Below are 19,252 nucleotides of genomic sequence, written 5' to 3' on the forward strand. Positions count from 1 at the left end.
GCTGCAATGCAACAAGCCCGGCCGTTGCCGTTGGGTGATCTCGGGACTTAAGACGTCGGACTATGACTTTCCTAACATCGAAGCCGGGCGCATCCGCCGGTCCTGCGGCGGGTCGGGAGCCTGCCGTCAAGCTTAGCAAGACGGCAGCGGGCCCTGAGTTCGGCGCGCTCGCGCAGGCGTCGATCCTGATCGTCGATGACGAACCGGGGATGCGCAACTTCCTGGTGCGGACGCTGGCGCCGCGCTGCAAGCTGGTGGACGAGGCGGCCGACACCGACCAGGCCTCGCGCAAGCTCGATTCCAACCGCTATGACGTCGTCATTCTCGACAATATCATGCCGGGCAAGAACGGCGTCGACTGGCTGGCGGAGCAACGCGCCGTCGGCTTCTTCGCCGATGCGATCCTGATCACCGCCTATGCCGATCTCGACACCGCGATCCAGGCCTTGCGCGCCGGCGCGGTCGATTTCGTGCTCAAGCCGTTCCGCTCGAACCAGATCCTCAACGCCGTCGCGCGCTGCCTCGACCGCGTCAGGCTCCAGCGCGAGAACTACGTGCTGCGCTACGCGCTGCGCGCCTCGTCCGACCGCACCTTCCTGCGCGACAATCTGATCGGGGAATCTGCCGCGACGCTGCGCGTGCGCGAGACGATTGCGCGGGTGGCGCGGGTGGCGACCTCGGTTCTGCTGACCGGTGCCTCCGGCACCGGTAAGGAAGTCGCGGCGCGCTCGATCCATTCGCTGTCCGACCGCGCCGACAAGCCCTTCGTGCCCGTGAACTGCGCCGCGATCCCGCCCGACATGATCGAGGCCGAGCTGTTCGGGCACATCAAGGGCGCCTTCACCGGCGCCGATAGCGGGCGCGAAGGCCTTTTCTTGTACGCGCATGGCGGCACGCTGTTCCTGGACGAGATCGGCGAATTGCCGTTGCCGATGCAGAGCAAGCTGCTCCGCGTGCTCGAAGACCGCCGCGTCCGGCCCGTCGGCTCGGAGCGCGAGGTTCCGGTCGACCTGCGTTTCATCTTTGCGACCAATGCCGAGCTGCAGAAGGAGGTTGAGAAGGGCCGCTTCCGCGCCGACCTGTTCTACCGGCTGAACGTGATGCAGCTCCATCTGCCGCTGCTCAAGGATCGCGGCGACGACGTGCAGGAGCTCGCCACCATCTTCATGAGCAAGCTGTCGGTGCAGCTCGGCATGCCGCCGGTGCCGATCGATGGCTCGGTGCGGGCGGCGCTGGCAAGCTACGACTGGCCGGGCAATGTGCGCGAGTTGCGTAATCTGATCGAGCGGACGCTGATCCTGGGCGCCTTCCCGGACGACTTTGCCGGTCCCCGCAACGACGGCCAGTCCGCGCCCGCCGACAGTCTCGCCGAGCTCGAGCGCCGCCACATTCTCAGCGTGCTGAAAGAGGTTGGCGGCAATCGCGAGGAGGCGGCGCGGCGGCTCGGAGTTTCGCGCAAGACCATCGACCGCAAATGCGCGTTATGGGATGTCTGACGCGACCGGCCGCAACGATGAGCCCGTGCGGGGACGCTCCGTCCGCTTCCGCCTGCTCGCGATCGCATTGCTGCCGATGCTGGTCATCCTGCCGCTCCTGCTCGGCGTTGCGATCTATCGCTGGAACGCAAAATTCGACGCCACCCTGATCTCCAAGGTGAACGGCGATCTCACCATCGCCCATCAATACCTCGCTCGCATCTTAGAGAAGACCGGCGTCCAGATCCGCTCGCTCGGCCTGTCCGCGCGCTTCCATGAGGTGGTGGCGGAGGATGCGCGCGGTCCTCTCCAGGAACTGCTCGAGGAGACCCGCAAGGAGATCGGCCTCGATTTCCTCTATCTGACGAACGGTCGCGGCGACATTCTGGCTTCGTCGCCGCAGTTGCACGGCATCCCGAGGGCCGACTGGCCGATCATCCAGTCGGCGCTGTCGGGCCAGGTGCCGGCAACAGGCGTCGATATCTTCGCCAATGACGAGCTGGCCGCGATTTCGCCGACGCTGGCCGAGCGCGCGCGGCTCGACCTGGTGCCGACGCCGAATGCGGTGCCGACCGAGCGCAGCACCGAGACGCGCGGCATGGTGGTGCACGCGGCGAGCCGGGCGATGCTGCCCGACGGCGGCGCGGCGGCGATCGTCGGCGGCACCTTGCTCAACCAGAACCTCGAATTCATCGACACCATCAACGACCTTGTCTATCGCGCGGCAAGCCTGCCGGAAGGCAGCCAGGGCACGGCGACGCTGTTCCTGGAGGACGTGCGAATCTCGACCAATGTCCGCCTGTTCGAAGGGCGGCGGGCGCTCGGCACGCGCGTGTCGGCGGCGGTGCGCGCTGCCGTGCTGGACGAGGGCCGCACCTGGCTCGACAGCGCCTTCGTCGTCAACGACTGGTACATCTCGGCCTATGAGCCGCTGGTCGACAGTTTTGGTAAGCGCGTCGGCATGCTCTATGTCGGCTTCCTGGAAAAGCCTTTCAGCGAAGCCAAGTATCAGACGCTGCTGATCATCATACTCGCCTTCATCACGATCACGGTCGCGACCGTGCCGATCTTCCTGCGCTGGGCGACCTCGATCTTCATGCCGCTGGAGCGGGTGACGGCGACGATTGGCGAGGTGGAGCGGGGGAATCTCGCCGCCCGCACCAAGATGCCGGTGTCCGGCGACGAGATCGGCCGCGTCGCTGTCCATCTCGACAGTCTGCTCGACCAGATCCAGGAGCGCGACCGGCAACTGCGCGAATGGAACGAGGAGCTGAACGTCCGCGTCCGCGAACGCACACGCGAGCTCGAACACGCCAACCTCAAGCTCGAGGCGACCACCAAGCAGCTCATCATGTCGGAAAAGCTCGCCGCGATCGGCGAGATCACCGCCGGCGTGGCGCACGAGATCAACAATCCGATCGCGGTGATGCAGGGCAATCTCGACGTCATCCGCAGCGTGTTCGGTGCCGATGCCGACAAGGCGAAGGTCGAGTTCCGTCTGCTCGATGAGCAGATCCACCGCATCAGCCAGATCGTGACCAAGCTGTTGCAGTTCGCAAGGCCCGAGGAATATGCCGGCTATGTCGAGCGCCACGCGCCGGCCAGCGTCATCTCGGACTGCCTGCCGCTGGTCCAGCATCTCCTGAACAAGACCGAGATCAGCGTCGTCAGGGACGACCGCGCCAGCCGTCTGGTGCTGATGAACCGCAACGAGCTGCAGCAGGTGCTGGTCAACCTCATCGTCAACGCGATCCATGCGATGTCCGACGGTGGAACCCTGACGCTGCGCTCCTTCGATACCGAGCGCGAAGGAAATCCGGGCGTCGCCATCGAGGTGGCCGACACCGGCATCGGAATGGACACCGAGGTGATCGAAAAGATCTTCGATCCCTTCTACACGACCAAGCGGCGGCAAGGCACCGGGCTCGGGCTGTCTATCAGCCAGACGCTGATCAAGCGCCAGGGCGGGCAGATCACCGCTGAAAGCCGCGTCGGTTCGGGAAGCACCTTTACGGTGTGGCTGCCCGAGGCGAGCTGATTGGACATTTTGTCCGGCGACTTCGGGACATTCTGTCCAAAGCAGCTCATTGCGCTGCGGGAAGTCCTTGATTCCTCACGATGCACCAACTGGCACGCGCGTTGCTCATCCCAAGACAGGGTGTTGAGGGGGAATGAGGGCGCGATAGCCGTCACTTGCAATGTTGCCCGCGAGACGAAGGGACATCGCTCGCGATCAGCCGCTTGCTCCGCGCATACGAACGAACTGCGCGCCAGACGATTCCACTTCGGCATGAAGACCAACCGGTCGTGTGTGGCTCTCAAGGCACGCGCGCGACCTCAAACAGATGTGCCCGGCAAGGCCACGTTTTGGAGGTGATGCTCATGACGACTGCCGATACCATTCTCGCACCGGCTGGTGCTTCCGGATTTCTCGATCGCGAACGCACGATCGCGACGGCCGGCTTCAATCGCTGGCTGGTGCCGCCGGCAGCGCTCTGCATCCATCTCTGCATCGGCATGGCCTATGGCTTCTCGGTGTTCTGGTTGCCGCTGTCGCGCGCCATCGGGCTGAACGCGCCGAAGGCATGCCCGGACATGACGCTGGTGCAGGAGCTGTTCACCACCACCTGCGACTGGAAGGTCGCAAGCCTGGGCTGGATGTACACGCTGTTCTTCGTGCTGCTGGGCGTCTCCGCCGCGCTGTGGGGCGGCTGGCTCGAGCGGGTCGGTCCGCGCAAGGCCGGCTTCGTCTCGGCTCTGTGCTGGTGCGGCGGCCTGTTCCTCGGTGCGATCGGCATCTACACCCACCAGCTCTGGCTGATGTGGCTGGGCTCGGGCGTGATCGGCGGCGTCGGTCTCGGCCTCGGCTACATCTCGCCTGTGTCGACGCTGGTGAAGTGGTTCCCGGATCGCCGCGGCATGGCGACCGGCATGGCCATCATGGGCTTTGGCGGCGGCGCCATGATCGGCGCGCCGCTGGCGAACCTCTTGATGAACTACTTCAAGAGTCCGACCTCGGTCGGCGTCTGGGAAACCTTCGTCGCGATGGGCGTCATCTATTTCGTGTTCATGATGATCGGCGCGTTCCGCTATCGCATTCCGCCGACCGGCTGGCAGCCCGAGGGTTGGACCCCGCCGGTCAAGGCCAATGCGATGATCTCGAAGAACAACGTCCATCTCAAGGACGCGCACAAGACGCCGCAATTCTGGCTGATCTGGTGGGTCCTCTGCTTGAACGTGTCGGCCGGCATCGGCGTGATCGGCATGGCCTCGCCGATGCTCCAGGAAATCTTCGCCGGCAAGCTGATCGGTCTGCCTGATATCGGCTTCAACGCGCTCGATGCCGGACAGAAGGCGCAGATCGCGGCGATCGCCGCCGGCTTCGCCGGCCTGCTGTCGCTGTTCAACATCGGCGGCCGGTTCTTCTGGGCCTCGCTGTCGGACAAGATCGGACGCAAGAACACCTACTACACGTTCTTCATCCTCGGCATCGTGCTGTACGCGCTCGCGCCGACCTTCGCGGCGATGGGCTCAAAGCTGCTGTTCGTGCTCGGCTTCGGCATCATCCTGTCGATGTATGGCGGCGGCTTCGCCACCGTGCCGGCCTATCTCGCCGACATGTTCGGCACGCAGTTCGTGGGCGCGATCCACGGCCGGCTGCTGACGGCTTGGTCGACCGCGGGCATCATCGGCCCTGTCGTGGTGAACTACATCCGCGAGTTCCAGCTCGCGGCTGGCGTGCCGCGCGACCAGCTCTATAACACCACCATGTACATCCTGTGCGCGATGCTGATCGCCGGCCTGATCTGCAACTATCTGATCAAGCCGGTCGATGCGAAGTGGCACATGAAGGAGGCCGACGTCGCAAAACTCCAGGCCGCGAGCGCCAGCGCCGCCGCCTCGGGGCCGCACGGCTCCTACGGCATCGGCTTCGGTGGGCTCGACGCCAAGGCCGCGCTGTTCTGGGCCTTCGTCGGCATCCCACTCGCATGGGGCGTGTGGAAGACGCTGGAGAGCGCGGTCAAGATTTTCTGATCGCACATTCATCGCGAGCGGGAGCACGCCACGCGCGGGCTCCCGCCGCTCATCTCGATTGTTTCAAAATAATCCCTGGGGGAATTTCGATGGTTCGCAAACTCGTTTGTGCCGCCGCCATGCTGCTCGTCGCCGGCGCACTGCAATCCGCATCCGCACAGACCGCCGCGGCACCGGCCGCAACGCCGCCCGCCGCGACCGAGGCCAAGACAGAGGCCAAGCCCGGCAAGATCAAGCTGACCGCCCAGAAGCTCAAGGACATGAAGGCCAAGTGGAGCGCCAACAAGTCGAAGCTGAAGGAGTGCCGCAAGGACGTGAAGGCCAAGGGCCTCGCGGGCGACGATCGCTGGTTCTATATCGAGGAGTGCATGGGCAAGAGCTGATCCGGCGAACGACCGCGGCGTGGAAGCCGCCTGCATGCCCTAGATCGAGAACTCGATAGGATTTCGCTATCGCAGCATAGGACGCCTTTATTGATCTTCAATCCAATTCGGGTTTCGTTCTGTTAGTTCAGGGCGTGAGATGGATGCGGCGTCGTTCCCGGCAGCGGGTCAGGGAACGCCCTGCACCGCGCTTAACTGCTTCCGAGAGCGGGATAAATCGCTTGGCATCTGGCATACCAGAAGCTAGTGTTGGAGCCGTTCTAAAGACGAGATCGAGACGAATCGATGAGCCACGACGTGCACAAGGTCCGCCAATTCGAGCATCCCGGTGAGGGACGCCGGCGCGCCAAAGCCACCCCCAAGGGGCGCCAGGTCGATCCGACCGCCGGGCATGAGATCGAATTGCTCCTCGGCGACCGGCCGCGGCGGCGCGACCTGCTCATCGAGTATTTGCACCTGATCCAGGACAAATATCACCAGATCTCGGCCGCCCATCTCGCCGCCCTTGCCGACGAGATGAAGCTCTCCTTTGCCGAAGTGTTCGAGACCGCGACTTTCTATGCGCATTTCGACGTGGTGAAGGAAGGTGAGGCTGACATCGCCCCGCTCACCATCCGGGTCTGCGACTCGCTGACTTGCGCGATGCTCGGCGCCGAGAAGCTTCTTGAGGATTTGCAAAGCAAGGCCGGGCCGGGCATCCGCGTCGTACGCGCGCCCTGCGTCGGCCGTTGCGATACCGCACCCGCTGCCGAGGTCGGCCACAACTTCGTCGATCACGCGACCGTCGCCAACGTGCTCGCCACCGCGAAGGCCGGCGACACCCATGCGCACCTGCCTGAGTACACCGACTACGCCGCCTATGTCGCCGGCGGCGGCTATAAGCTGCTCGGCCGCCTGCGCTCCGGCGAATTGTCGCGCGACGACCTGCTGAAGTCCCTCGACGACGCCTCGCTGCGCGGGCTCGGCGGCGCCGGCTTCCCCACGGGGCGCAAATGGCGTGCGGTGCTCGGCGAACCGGGTCCGCGGCTGATGGCGATCAACGGCGACGAGGGCGAGCCCGGCACGTTCAAGGACCGCTATTATCTCGAGACCGATCCGCATCGCTTCATCGAGGGCATGCTGATCGGCGCGCATGTGGTCGAGGCCGCCGAAATCTACATCTACATTCGCGACGAATATCCGGCCGCGCGCGAGATCCTGGAGCGCGAGATCGCAAAGCTGCCTGCTGATGGACCGACGCTGCATCTGCGGCGCGGTGCCGGCGCCTATATCTGCGGTGAAGAGTCCTCGCTGCTCGAAAGCATCGAAGGCAAGCGCGGTCTGCCCCGGCACAAGCCACCCTATCCGTTCCAGGTCGGCCTGTTCGGCCTGCCGACGCTGATCAACAACATCGAGACGCTGTGGTGGGTGCGCGACATCGTCGAGAAGGGCGCCGGCTGGTGGAAGAGCCACGGCCGCAACGAACGCTTCGGCCTGCGCAGCTTCTCGGTTTCGGGCCGGGTGAAGAATCCCGGCATGAAACTCGCGCCATCAGGCATCACGGTGCGCGAGCTGATCGACGAATATTGCGGCGGCATGGCCGATGGCCATCACTTCTACGCGTACCTGCCGGGCGGCGCATCCGGCGGCATCCTGCCGGCATCGATGGACAACATCCCGCTCGATTTCGGCACGCTGGAGAAATACGGCTGCTTCATCGGCTCGGCGGCAATCGTGATCCTGTCTCAGCACGACAGCGTGCGGAGCGCGGCGCTGAACCTGATGAAGTTTTTCGAGGACGAGAGCTGCGGCCAGTGCACGCCATGCCGTGTCGGAACCCAGAAGGCGGCGCAGTTGATGCAGAAGCCGGTCTGGAACCGCGCGCTGCTGGAGGAATTGGGCCAGGCGATGCGCGATGCCTCGATCTGCGGCCTCGGACAGGCAGCATCCAATCCGCTGACATCGGTGATCAAATATTTCCCTGACGAGTTCAAGGAAGCGGCCGAATGACCAAGATTACGTTCGAACTCGACGGCAAGCAGGTCGAGGCCAAGCCCGGCGAGACCATCTGGCAGGTGGCAAAGCGCCAAGGCCGGGACATTCCGCATCTCTGCTACTCGCCCGAGCCCGACTATCGCCCCGACGGCAATTGCCGCGCCTGCATGGTCGAGATCGAAGGCGAGCGCGTGCTCGCCGCGTCCTGCAAGCGCACGCCCTCCGTCGGCATGAAGGTGAAGACCGAGTCCGCGCGCGCGACTGCTGCGCAAAAAATGGTGATGGAGCTGCTCGTCGCCGACCAGCCCGCGCGCGAGACCTCGCACGATCCGGAGTCGAAATTCTGGAACTGGGCCGAGAAGACCGGCGTCACCGAGAGCCGTTTCCCCGCCGCGGAGCGCTGGGCAACCGACGCCAGTCATCCGGCGATGCGCGTCAATCTCGATGCCTGCATCCAGTGTGGCCTGTGCGTGCGTGCCTGCCGCGAGGTCCAGGTCAACGACGTCATCGGCATGGCTTATCGTAATCACGATTCAAAAATCGTGTTCGACTTCGACGATCCCATGGGTGAATCCACCTGCGTCGCCTGCGGCGAATGCGTGCAGGCGTGCCCGACCGGCGCGCTGATGCCGGCGGTGATGCTGGACGACAAGCAGACCCGCGTCACCTATGCCGACAAGAAGGTCGACTCGCTCTGCCCGTTCTGCGGCGTCGGCTGCCAGGTCACCTATCAGGTCAAGGACGAGAAGGTGATCTATGCGGAAGGCCGCGACGGCCCCGCCAACCGCAATCGTCTGTGCGTGAAAGGCCGCTTCGGCTTCGACTACATCCACCATCCGCATCGCCTGACCAAGCCGCTGGTGCGGCTGCCGAACGCGAAGAAGGATTCCAACGACCAGGTCGATCCGGCCAATCCCTTCACCCATTTCCGCGAGGCATCGTGGGAAGAGGCGCTGGACATCGCGGCCAAGGGTCTGGTGAAGATCCGCGACACAAATGGCGTCAAGGCGCTTGCCGGCTTCGGCTCCGCGAAGGGCTCGAACGAAGAGGCGTATCTGTTCCAGAAGCTGGTGCGCACCGGCTTTGGCTCCAACAATGTCGATCACTGCACCCGGCTGTGCCACGCCTCGTCGGTGGCCGCGCTGTTCGAAGGCCTGAGCTCGGGCGCGGTGTCGGCGCCGTTCGCGGCCGCAATGGACGCCGAGGTCATCATCGTGATCGGCGCCAACCCGACCGTGAACCATCCGGTCGCCGCAACCTTCATCAAGAACGCGGTCAAGCAGAACGACGCAAAGCTGTTCGTCATGGACCCGCGCCGGCAGACACTGTCGCGTCATGCCACCAAGCATCTCCAGTTCAAGCCCGGCTCCGACGTCGCCATGCTGAACGCGATGATCAACACGATCATCACCGAGGGCCTGACCGACGATCAATACATCGCCGGCTACACCGAGGGCTTTGACGAGCTCAAGGAGAAGATCAAGGAGTTCACGCCGGAGAAGATGGAGGCGATCTGCGGCATCCCGGCGCAGACGCTGCGCGAGGTGGCGCGGACCTATGCGCGTGCCAAGTCGTCGATCATCTTCTGGGGCATGGGCATCAGCCAGCACATCCACGGCACCGACAATGCGCGCTGCCTGATTGCGCTGGCGTTGATCACCGGCCAGGTCGGCCGTCCCGGCACCGGCCTGCATCCGTTGCGCGGCCAGAACAACGTGCAGGGCGCCTCCGATGCCGGCCTGATCCCGATGTTCCTGCCGGACTACCAGCCGGTGGGCCGTGTCGATCTGCGCGGCAAGTTCGAGGAGAACTGGCAGAAGAGCCTCGATCCGGTGCGCGGCCTGACCGTCGTCGAGATCATGAACGCGATCCACGCCGGCGAGATCAAGGGCATGTATATCGAGGGCGAGAATCCCGCGATGTCCGACCCTGATCTGCAGCATGCGCGCCAGGCGCTCGCCATGCTCGATCATCTCGTGGTGCAGGATCTCTTCGTCACCGAGACTGCGTTCCACGCCGACGTCATCCTGCCGGCCTCGGCCTTCGCGGAGAAGGACGGCTCCTTCACCAACACCGATCGCCGCGTGCAGCTCGCGCGCCAGGTGATCAAGCCGCCCGGCGACGCGCGACAGGATCTCTGGATCATCGAGGAGATCGGCAAGCGGATGGGGCTGCCCTGGAATTATGCGGGCCCCGGCGAGGTCTTCACCGAGATGGCGGAGTTGATGCCGTCGCTGAAGAACATCACCTGGGAGCGCCTCGTGCGCGAGGGTGCCGTGACCTATCCGGTCGACGATCCCAACAAGCCGGGCAACGAGATCATCTTTACCACGGGATTCCCGACCGAGAGCGGCCGCGGCAAGATTGTGCCGGCAAAGGTCATTCCGCCGGACGAGGTACCCGACGACGAATATCCGATGGTGCTCTCGACCGGCCGCGTGCTCGAACACTGGCACACCGGTTCGATGACGCGGCGTGCCCAGGTGCTCGACCAGATCGAGCCGGAAGCGGTCGCTTTCATGAATCCGAAGGACATGCGCAAGAAGCAGCTTTCGCTCGGCGATTTCATTCGCCTCGAAACCCGCCGCGGCGCGGTCGAGGTCAAGGTCCGCTCCGACCGCGACGTGCCGGAGAACATGGTGTTCATGCCGTTCTGTTACGCGGAGGCGGCGGCGAATTTGCTGACCAACCCGGCGCTCGATCCCTTTGGCAAGATCCCGGAGTTCAAGTTCTGCGCGGCCAGGGCAGAACGCGCCGAGATGCGGGACGCGGCGGAGTAGGTGCTCCGCGGCTGCTTGGCGGCACGGCGCCCGCCAACCCCTCGCTGTCGTCCTGGCGAAGGCCAGGACCCATACCGCGTGATCTATCGATCGCGGACGGTCTCAGTGCCGAACGACGAGTCTTCGCCAAACCCTTCCCTGGGGTAGTGGGTCCTGGCGTTCGCCAGGACGACATCGGTGCGCTTCGCTCCTCGCAGCGACGGTGGTAAACGTGCCCCATGTCCAAAGTCACTCCCGCCACACGGGCACTCACCGCTGCCGGTGTCGCATTCACTGTCCACAGCTATGACTACGATCCCGACGCCGAGAGCATCGGGCTCCAGGCCGCGTCCGCGCTCGGCGAAGATCCGGCGCGCGTGTTGAAGACGCTGATGGCATTGGTCGACGGCAAGCCGGTCTGCGTGATCGTGCCATCGGACCGGGAAGTCTCGATGAAGAAGCTCGCGGCCGCCATCAGCGGCAAGTCGGCGCAGATGATGAAGCCGGCGGAGGCCGAGCGCGTCACCGGCTTCAAGGTCGGCGGCATCAGCCCGTTCGGGCAGCGCCGTCCCGTTAAGACCGTGATCGATCAGAGCGCGCTGGCGTATGATCAGGTCTATGTGAATGGCGGCCAGCGCGGCTTGCAGGTGCGCCTCAACCCGAGCGATGTGCGCGATGTGCTGAAGGCGGTGGCGGCTGACGTGATCGCCTGACCACGGCCACTTATCCGAGAAAAACCCGCTCGATCAGCCAATAGGTGCCCATCACGGCCGCCGCGATCGAGGCGATGCGTGGCGTCAGCGTGGCGCCGCGGCCGCGCGACAGCAGCGTCAGGAGCGGCAGCGCGATCACGACGAAGACGAGCTGGCCGATCTCGACCCCGGCGTTGAAGCCGACCAGCGCGCGGACCAGCGCTGCACCCTTCAGATCGATCTCGCCGAGCGCGGCGGCAAAGCCGAGCCCGTGCACGAGGCCGAAGCCAAAGCTCCACATCCAGCGTCGCCGGTCGGGCGCAGCCGAGATCAGGTTCTCCAGCGCCACCCAGATGATGGTGGCGGCGATCAGCGGTTCGATGATGCGATCGGGAATGTTGACGAGCCCAAGCGCGGCCAGCGTCAGCGTCACGCTGTGAGCGAGCGTGAAGGCCGTGACGATCTTGACCACGCTGAGGAAGCCGCGTGCTCCTGCCAGCAGCGCGAGCAGGAACAGCAAGTGATCGTAACCTGTCAAAATATGCTCGATGCCAAGCTTGATGAAATCGAGCCAGCCGGTCGCGACCGGGCGGCTGATGTCGATGCTTTCGTTGCGCGAGGTCTCGCCGAACACGACCTGCCGCTCGCCGCTCGCGGTGCGGATGTTGGCGAGTGCCTGATAGTGCTCGCCGAGGAAGGTGCCCCAGTCGTCGGCGACGGTGAGACGGCCGTGCTCGCCGCTGCATGTGAAGTCGATCTCGACATTGCCGCGGGCGTCGTTGGTGCTGCTACCGCCGGCGATGCGCACGCCGCCGGCCTTGCAGGGCGCGCCGCCGAGATCGATCCTGACGCTGCGGCGGGCCTGATCTGCCACCGTGTCGATGGCGGCGCGGTCGCCATTGGCGGCGGCGCTCAACAGCAGCGCCGAGCCGTTGGGAATCTCGGGCAAGGCAACGGCGAGGGTGTAAGTCAGGCGGTCGCCGACGAGATCGATGCGGACAAGTCCGATGGTCGTCGCGTGAGCCAGCAGTTCCGTGCAGAAGAACAGCGCCAGGAGGCCCGTTATCCAACGTGCGAAGCGCGGCGTCATGGCAGTTTCCCCAAACGACCAGATCGTAACTCGCCGCGCCACGAAATGAGAAGCCCCGGGGATTGGCCCGGGGCTTCGGTTGGTTCAGCGATAAAGGTCCATCGCCTCGGGATAGTAGTGGAATCCCTCGCCGGTCTTGGCGATATGGCCGACGCCCGGCCACGCATAGTGATACGCCATCACCGGAATCTTCTGGGTGGCGATCATGTCCAGCAACTTGACCCGGGTTTCGGCGGCCTGGGCCGGATCGGTGTCGTACGAGAACTGCATCCGCGGCTTTTCCAGCAGCAGGATCGGATGGTGGGTGAGATCGCCGAGGAACGCGAACGACTTTCCGTTCGACGTGACGACGAAGATGGTATGGCCGATCGTGTGGCCGGGAGCTGCGATCGCCTGCACGCCGGGCAGGAATTCCTGGCCGTCCTTGTAGAACACCAGGCGGTCGCGGATCGGCAGCAGGTTCTTGCGGGCGTGAAGGACGAAATCCTTCAGCGGACCGCCGATCTTGCTTTCATCGGTCCAGAAGTCGAAATCGCTCTGGGCGATGTAATATTGCGCGTTGGGGAACAGCACCTTGCCGTCCTCGCCCACGACGCCGCCGATATGGTCGATATGGGCGTGGGAGAACACCACCGCGTCGATGTCCTCCGGCTTGATGCCGGCTTCCTTCATGCTCTTCTGCTGACGTCCCGTGGTCGGGCCGAAGGCTTTCGAAGTGCCCATGCCGGTGTCGAACAGGATGAGCTTGTCGCCGGTGTTGACGATCGGGGAATTCTGTTCGAGCACGACGTTCTCGGGCGACAGGAAATTGTCGGAGAGCATCTTCTTCACGGCGTCATCGGGCACGCCGATGAAGGTGCCCTTGGGAGGTCCGAGCGGAAGAGGTCCGTCGGAGACGACGGTGACTTCGGCGTTGCCGAGATCAAAGCGGTAGAAATAACTGGGCTGCGTGCCGAGCTTGGGCGCTTTCGCGAGCACGGTCTCGCCGAGCATGGTCGTTGCACCGAGGCCGGCACCGAGAGCCAGCACGGACCGTCGCGTCACGTTCGATGTCATGCGTCTTCCTCCACTTTTCTTGTGCAGTGTGAAACTTGCTTAGGCAGGTGGGTCTCGATCTCGATCGAGCAACCACAGGCTGCGCTCACTTTTGGTTGCAGGCAAGGAGAATTACTTGCCCCAAAGTTGGGAAACTTTGCGGCGACGAAATAATTCGCGACGCAGAAAATGCGTGCGTGACGCGGCGCTCTTGCGACGGTGGTCGTCCACTGCTCAAGTAGGAACGTGAATGGGGTGGGCGCGTTTCGCATTCTTCCCATCTCTGAGGAGAAACCGGCATGTCTGACGCAATCGGATTCATCGGCCTCGGCGTCATGGGCGAGCCGATCTGCCGCAATCTCGTGCGCAAGAGCGGCCGCAAGGTTTTGGCCTTCGATCTCGCGGCCGAGCCGCTGGCACGAATAGCTGCGGAAGGCGCGACGGCCGCTAGCTCGCTGGCCGAGCTCGTGAGCGGCAGCGAAACGATTTTCCTGTGCCTGCCGAGCGCAAAACACGTGCTGTCCGTCTTCGACGGCATTTTGCCGACGATCCGCGACGGCCAAACCGTGATCGATCTCGGAACCTCCGATGTCGCGATGACCCGCGACTTTGCCCGGCGCCTTGCCGAGACGGGCGCGCTCTGGATCGACGCGCCGATCGCGCGCACCCGGCAGGCGGCGCAGGACGGCACGCTCAGCGTCATGGTCGGTGCGACGGCCGAACAATTCGCCGCCGTCGAGCCGCTGATCCGGCATTTTGCCACCGACGTCACGCTGTGCGGCCGCACGGGAGCGGGGCAGGTGACCAAGATTCTCAACAACATGGTGCTGTTCGAGACGGTCAACGCGCTCGCGGAAGCCGTCGCGATCGCCAGGCACAGCGGCGTCGAACCAAAGCTTCTGTTGGAGACGTTGTCGAAGGGCTCGGCCGACAGTTTTGCGCTGCGCAATCACGGCATGAAGGCAATCGTCCCGGACGAGTTTCCGCTACGCGCCTTCTCGACGGAATATGCGCTGAAGGATCTCACCTACGCACTCTCGCTTGGCGCGCAGGCCGGCCTCGACTTGCGCGGGGCTGCGCTGATCCGCTCCATTTTCGAGGAGGCGATCGGCAAGGGGATGGGCGATGCCTACTTCCCTGTGATCGCAAGGCTGATCGATCCGCCGCGCTCGGCCGGCTGACGAGCCGGCCGCTATTGCTTCTGCAACAGCTTGAGCCGGCAGCGCAGTGCCTCGCGGATGTGTTCGCGCGCCAGCTTTTCCGCCTTGTCGCCGTCGCGCGCCGCGATGGCGTTGATGATGGCCTGGTGTTCCCGGTGGCTGGTCGAGGGCCGGCCGGTGACGGTGAAGGTGGTGGGGCCGAGCAGGGCGATCCAGTCCTGCAACTCCCGCGACGCATTGTCGAGATAGCGGTTGCGGGCGGCGCGGCAGATCGCTTCGTGGAAGGCGCGGTTGAGCCGGGCCATCTCGGCGGCGTCGGTGGCGTCGGTGAAGGCCTGCTCGATATCCGAGAGCGCCTCGACCTCGGGCTTTGAAGCATGTTCCGAGGCGAGCCGGGCGGCTGCGCCTTCCAAAATTTCCCGCATGGCGTAGAGCTCAAGCACCTCGGAGATGTCGAGGTTGCGGACGATGAGGCCGCGCCCGCCGGCCGGCTCGACGAAGCCGCGCGCGGCCAGCCGGCCGAGCGCTTCCCGAACCGGGGTGCGGCTGACCTTGAGCCGCTGCGCGACCTCTTCCTCGCGCAGGCGGTCGCCGGCGCGATAGTGGCCTGCCTGCATTGCCTCGCAGAGCGAGCGGAACACGGCCTCGCCGAGCGCCATGCCTGAGCCGCGCGAAATCGAGCCGATCGCCTTTGCCGGACGCTTTGCCATGTTGTCCCTTCGCCGGGCGCAGCCTCTCCATGCAAAAGGGGCGCTTGCGGAGCTAATGTATATCTTTGTATACAAACGTGTGCAAGAGCGCCCGTTGACGGCAGCCTGGTAACGTCGAATGCTCAAGCGACTGGAATCCTCGAGGCAGACGGCATGAACGGCAAATACGACGTGCTGGTGATCGGCGGCGGCAATGCAGCGCTGTGCGCGGCGATATCAGCGCGGCGCGGCGGCGCCTCCGTCCTCGTGCTCGAAGGCGCGCCAAAATTCTACCGCGGCGGCAATACGCGCCACACCCGCAACATGCGTTGCGCCCACGATGCGGCGACCGAGATCTTGACCGGCCCTTACACGGAAGAAGAGTTCTGGAAGGACCTGCTGCTGGTCACCGGCGGGCAGACCGATGAAGAACTCGCCCGCCACATGATCCGGGAGTCCAAGGACATCCTGAACTGGATCGTGGAGCAGGGCGTGCGCTGGCAGCCCTCGCTCGGGGGCACGCTGAGCCTGGGGCGCACCAACTCCTTCTTCCTCGGCGGCGGCCGCGCGATGCTGAACGCGCTGTATCTCACTGCTGAAGCGCTGGGCGTCGACATCGAATATGACGCTGAAGTCACCGACCTCGTGATCGAGGACGGCATGTTCCTCGCCGCGCGCGTCAAGCGGCCGATCGAGGGCGCGACCGAGATTCGCGCCACGTCGCTGGTCGCAGCCGCCGGCGGTTTCGAGGCCAACATCGAATGGCTGAAGCAGTATTGGGGCGAGGCCGCCGATAATTTCCTGATCCGCGGCACGCCCTATAATCGCGGCTCGATCCTGAAGATGCTGCTCGACAAGGGCGTGCAGGAGGTCGGCGATCCCACCCAGTGCCACGCGGTCGCAATCGACGCCCGCGCGCCAAAGTTCGACGGGGGCATCATCACGCGGCACGATTCGGTCGTATTCGGCATTGTGGTCAACAAGCACGCGCAGCGCTTCTACGACGAGGGCGAGGACATCTGGCCGAAGCGCTACGCGATCTGGGGCAGGCTCGTGGCGGCGCAGCCTGACCAGATTGCCTATATCATCTTCGACTCGACTGTGGTCACGTCCTTCATGCCGACGCTGTTCCCGCCGATCGCGGGCGCGACCGTTGCCGAGCTCGCCGGCAAGCTGACGCTCGACTCGGCCGCGCTGGAAAAGACCATCACTGATTTCAACGCCGCGGTACGCCCCGGCACGTTCGATCACACCATCCTCGACGATTGCGTGACCGAAGGCATCACCCCGCCGAAAACGCATTGGGCGCGGCGCATCGAGACGCCGCCTTATCTTGCTTATCCGGTCAGGCCCGGCATCACCTTCACCTATCTCGGCACGCGCGTGACCAAGGAGGCGCGGATGCTGATGAAGGATGGCAGGCTAGCGGCCAACATGTTCGCGGCCGGCGAGATCATGGCAGGCAACGTGCTGGGCAAGGGCTATGCGGCCGGCATGGGCATGACCATCGGCAGCGTGTTCGGGCGCATCGCAGGACGGGAAGCGGCAAAGCATGCACGGAACTAGGATCCTCGAGGAGACCGACCGTCTGATGACGGTCTGCAATTCCTGCCGCTACTGCGAAGGCCTCTGCGCGGTATTTCCCGCCATGGAGATGCGCCGCGCGTTCTCGGACGGCGACCTCAACTACCTCGCCAACCTCTGCCATTCCTGCGGCGCCTGCTACGTCGACTGCCAGTTCTCGCCGCCACACGAGTTCAACGTCAATGTGCCGCAGACGCTGGCCGTTGCGCGGGCAGAATCCTACGCGGCCTATGCCTGGCCCCGCGCACTGTCAGGTGCGTTCGCGCGCAACGGGCTCGTCATCAGCGTCGTTGCCGCGCTCAGCATGGCCGTCTTCATCCTCGGCTTTGCGGCGTTCAACGATCGCGCGGCGCTGTTCGGTATCCACACAGGTCCCGGCGCCTTCTACAAACTGATGCCGCACAATGCGATGGCCGTGCTGTTCTCGGCCGCCTTTCTCTATGCGATCCTGGCGCTGGTGCTGAGCGTGCGCGCGTTCTGGCGCGACATCGGTGAGCCGATCCGAGGCCGCGCCGATGGCGGCTCGATCTTCCAGGCGATCCGCGATGCCGGAGAGCTGCGCTATCTCCATGGCGGCGGCGTCGGTTGCTACAATGAGGACGACAAGCCGACCGACCGGCGCAAGCTCTATCATCACCTGACCTTCTACGGCTTCCTGCTGTGCTTTGCCGCGACCTCGGTCGCCACGCTCTATCACTATCTGCTCGCACGCGAGGCGCCCTATCCGTGGTGGGACCTGCCGGTCGTGCTCGGCACGCTCGGCGGTATCGGCCTCGTTGTCGGGCCGGTCGGGCTGTTCCTTGCAAAGGTGAAGCGCGATCCCGCGCTGCTGGATGAGGAGCGCTACGGCATGGACGTCGGCTTCATCGCCATGCTGTTCCTGACCGGGGTCACCGGCCTTGCGCTGCTGGTCCTGCGCGAGACATCAGCCATGGGGCCGCTGCTGGCGCTGCATCTCGGCGCCGTGTTCGCGCTGTTCATCACCATGCCCTATGGAAAATTCGTGCACGGCATCTATCGCTTCGCCGCCCTCGTGCGCTACGCGCAGGAGCGGCGGGACGCGGGTTAATGTTGTGGGGCGAAGGGCTGAGCTTGGTCGCTTCGCTGCTCGCTACCACGCACGGACTCAACGGCGGCATTGGGCAGGCGTCATGTTTAGCGACGGCGGCCCCGGCTTTCTTGGGTCAAAGTGAAATGCGAGATGGCGTAATGCGAAAGATCTCGCGCTTTCAGGACGATGCGGCAGCCTTGCTACAGCTGCGAGCGACATGCGCAACCGGATGCCGCGCGGCGAGGCGCGCTGACGCCGCCCTGAAAGCGACGTCGCGCGTCAGCCGACGGAAACCGGCGTTCCGGATTAATTTGCGCTGAAGGGATCGCCGAACCTGTAGTTCACGCCGATGCGGACGGCATGAATTTTTGTGTCGTCCCAACTGTAGCGATAGGCGCCCGCAAGGAACGGGACCGGATACCCGATCATGCTGCCGGCATCGCCGAGATGGGTGAAAAGATATTCGCTCTTCAGAGTCCAGTTGCCGGCCAGCGCATACTCCGCACCGGCGCCGACGGCGTAGCCGACGGCGTCCGTCTTGGCGGAGGCGGCAAGCGTGAACGAATTGACCATCAGGTTGGTATCAACCCTCGTGCTCCCGAAGGCGAAGCCGCCGGTTGCATAGGCGAGCCAATGGCCCTGCGTGTAGCCAAGGCGTCCGCGGAACGTGCCGAGATGGTCCCACTTGCGGTCGAACGACACGGGCGAACAAACAGGGCAGAGAGCCGTGCCTCCGAACATGATCATCGCATCGGTCTGGCGGCCGCGGATGCCGCTCCATGAGATGTCGGCCTCGATGCCGACCACCCAGTTCGGTGCGAACTGCCAGTTGTATCCAGCCTGAATGCCGCCCAGAGCGCCCTTGCTGTGGAACTCGAGGGTGTTCGGGGAGAGGCCGAAGGCCTGCGGGCTTGGCAGCGGATCGGCGTTGCCGGTTGATCGGCTCCAGCCATAGCCGGCGTGACCGCCGACATAAAAGCCGTTCCAGTTATACGCAGCGACAGGGGCAACCTTATAGCCTGTGACGTCGGCCGCTGCTGCGATCGTGGCCGACGTCGAGAGCGACAGCAGCACCATGAGCGAGGCTCGCAAGTTATTCCAAAGCATGTGCCAACTTCCTTTTTCATGGCGCGGCGACGGCCGCATTGGGCAGATGCAATGCTTAGCGACGGCGGTTCCGGCTTTCTTGGATCAGCGCGAAATGCGAGGTGGCGTCGAGCGAAGGACCCTGCGCTTTCAGGACGATGTGGCTGCCTCGCCACAGTTGCGTCACCTCGCCGCGCTTGCCCGCCGCTCAGAGTGGACCAGGGCGCAGTTGCGTGTGG

At 64.5% G+C, this 19,252-nt stretch carries 14 protein-coding genes; 10 read left to right on the forward strand and 4 right to left on the reverse strand.

Features of this window, described 5'->3' with window-relative positions; genetic code table 11:
• The first annotated feature begins 62 nt into the window (after positions 1–62).
• The 7 genes from KUF59_RS10050 (at position 63) to ybaK (ending at position 11,339) form a co-directional block, all read left to right on the forward strand.
• Positions 63–1,496, forward strand: coding sequence for a sigma-54-dependent transcriptional regulator (locus tag KUF59_RS10050; protein WP_212461512.1), 1,434 nt, complete (start codon positions 63–65; stop codon positions 1,494–1,496).
• Positions 1,489–3,513, forward strand: a complete 2,025-nt coding sequence (locus tag KUF59_RS10055; RefSeq protein WP_212461511.1) for a sensor histidine kinase — start codon at positions 1,489–1,491, stop codon at positions 3,511–3,513. Before KUF59_RS10050 ends, KUF59_RS10055 begins: the two co-directional genes overlap by 8 nt.
• Positions 3,514–3,857: 344 nt before the next feature.
• Entirely contained in the window at positions 3,858–5,510 is a 1,653-nt protein-coding gene (locus tag KUF59_RS10060; RefSeq protein WP_212461510.1) for an OFA family MFS transporter, read from the forward strand.
• An 89-nt stretch (positions 5,511–5,599) separates the two neighbouring features.
• Positions 5,600–5,893, forward strand: a complete 294-nt coding sequence (locus KUF59_RS10065) for a hypothetical protein (protein ID WP_212461509.1) — start codon at positions 5,600–5,602, stop codon at positions 5,891–5,893.
• A 285-nt stretch (positions 5,894–6,178) separates the two neighbouring features.
• Positions 6,179–7,882: an NADH-ubiquinone oxidoreductase-F iron-sulfur binding region domain-containing protein gene (locus KUF59_RS10070; protein ID WP_212461508.1), complete on the forward strand. Its 1,704-nt coding sequence runs from the start codon at positions 6,179–6,181 to the stop codon at positions 7,880–7,882.
• Positions 7,879–10,647: a formate dehydrogenase subunit alpha gene (gene fdhF / locus KUF59_RS10075; protein WP_212461507.1), complete on the forward strand. Its 2,769-nt coding sequence runs from the start codon at positions 7,879–7,881 to the stop codon at positions 10,645–10,647. Before KUF59_RS10070 ends, fdhF begins: the two co-directional genes overlap by 4 nt.
• A 218-nt stretch (positions 10,648–10,865) precedes the next feature.
• Complete coding sequence (ybaK, locus tag KUF59_RS10080; RefSeq protein WP_212461506.1) at positions 10,866–11,339, forward strand: Cys-tRNA(Pro) deacylase; 474 nt, start codon at positions 10,866–10,868, stop codon at positions 11,337–11,339.
• Positions 11,340–11,349: 10 nt separating this feature from the next.
• Here ybaK and KUF59_RS10085 read toward each other — a convergent pair whose 3' ends face one another.
• Positions 11,350–12,408, reverse strand: a complete 1,059-nt coding sequence (locus KUF59_RS10085) for a HupE/UreJ family protein (RefSeq protein ID WP_212461505.1) — start codon at positions 12,406–12,408, stop codon at positions 11,350–11,352.
• Between the two features lie 84 nt (positions 12,409–12,492).
• On the reverse strand, positions 12,493–13,464 hold the full coding sequence (locus KUF59_RS10090) for an MBL fold metallo-hydrolase (RefSeq protein WP_212461504.1): 972 nt from the start codon (positions 13,462–13,464) through the stop codon (positions 12,493–12,495).
• Between the two features lie 278 nt (positions 13,465–13,742).
• Between KUF59_RS10090 and KUF59_RS10095 the strand changes: the two genes are divergently transcribed.
• Positions 13,743–14,624 (forward strand): NAD(P)-dependent oxidoreductase, encoded by an 882-nt coding sequence (locus KUF59_RS10095; RefSeq protein WP_212461503.1) that lies wholly within the window; start codon positions 13,743–13,745, stop codon positions 14,622–14,624.
• An 11-nt stretch (positions 14,625–14,635) separates the two neighbouring features.
• Here KUF59_RS10095 and KUF59_RS10100 read toward each other — a convergent pair whose 3' ends face one another.
• On the reverse strand, positions 14,636–15,313 hold the full coding sequence (locus KUF59_RS10100) for a GntR family transcriptional regulator (protein ID WP_212461502.1): 678 nt from the start codon (positions 15,311–15,313) through the stop codon (positions 14,636–14,638).
• A gap of 153 nt (positions 15,314–15,466) precedes the next feature.
• Between KUF59_RS10100 and tcuA the strand changes: the two genes are divergently transcribed.
• The gene (gene tcuA, locus KUF59_RS10105) at positions 15,467–16,858 is read left to right on the forward strand and encodes an FAD-dependent tricarballylate dehydrogenase TcuA (RefSeq protein ID WP_212461501.1); all 1,392 of its coding nucleotides are present in this window, start codon (positions 15,467–15,469) and stop codon (positions 16,856–16,858) included.
• Positions 16,845–17,945, forward strand: coding sequence for a tricarballylate utilization 4Fe-4S protein TcuB (gene tcuB, locus KUF59_RS10110; RefSeq protein WP_212461500.1), 1,101 nt, complete (start codon positions 16,845–16,847; stop codon positions 17,943–17,945). Before tcuA ends, tcuB begins: the two co-directional genes overlap by 14 nt.
• A 288-nt stretch (positions 17,946–18,233) precedes the next feature.
• Here the strand turns inward: tcuB and KUF59_RS10115 are convergent, their stop codons facing one another.
• Entirely contained in the window at positions 18,234–19,034 is an 801-nt protein-coding gene (locus KUF59_RS10115) for an outer membrane protein (RefSeq protein ID WP_212461499.1), read from the reverse strand.
• Between the last annotated feature and the right edge of the window lie 218 nt (positions 19,035–19,252).

The sequence above is a fragment of the Bradyrhizobium arachidis genome (assembly GCF_024758505.1).
GTDB lineage: Bacteria > Pseudomonadota > Alphaproteobacteria > Rhizobiales > Xanthobacteraceae > Bradyrhizobium > Bradyrhizobium manausense_C.